This is a genomic window from Bradyrhizobium sp. CCBAU 11434, from assembly GCF_028128895.1.
In the GTDB taxonomy this organism is placed as follows: domain Bacteria; phylum Pseudomonadota; class Alphaproteobacteria; order Rhizobiales; family Xanthobacteraceae; genus Bradyrhizobium; species Bradyrhizobium zhengyangense.
The window spans coordinates 1,344-1,699 of record NZ_LBJX01000006.1; the positions used below are offsets into that span (position 1 = coordinate 1,344).

A 356-nucleotide genomic window follows, 5' to 3' on the forward strand; every position below is an offset into this window, starting at 1 on the left:
TGTCCCGGAGGCCAGCATCTGGAATAGCTTTGGATCGAGCCCGAGCTGGGAGAAGCTCAGATGCAGCGGATTAAAGGTGACCTTGCCCGCCCCCGCTCCCGTCGACTGACTGCCGATATTGAGCGTCTGGTCGTCGCTGAACGAGAAGCCGTGCAGGCCGAACAGCTTGTTGCCGTCGACCGTGAAGGTCGTCCCGTCATACATCGAGAAGCGCACATAGTAGTGCAGTGATGCACCTGCGCTGTCGGGCGCAACTCCGCTGGTCGGCAATGTCAGTGGCGCCGCCAGCGGCGCGATCGTATGAACGCCGTCGCTGAAGCCGGAGATGTTCTTGACACGGTTCCAGGACGATGTTG

General features: G+C 61.0%; 1 protein-coding gene. It reads right to left on the minus strand.

Features of this window, described 5'->3' with window-relative positions; all coding sequences use genetic code 11:
• Positions 1-356, minus strand: a 356-nt coding sequence (locus XI06_RS07240) for a hypothetical protein (protein WP_271604947.1), incomplete at both ends; no start/stop codon positions are given.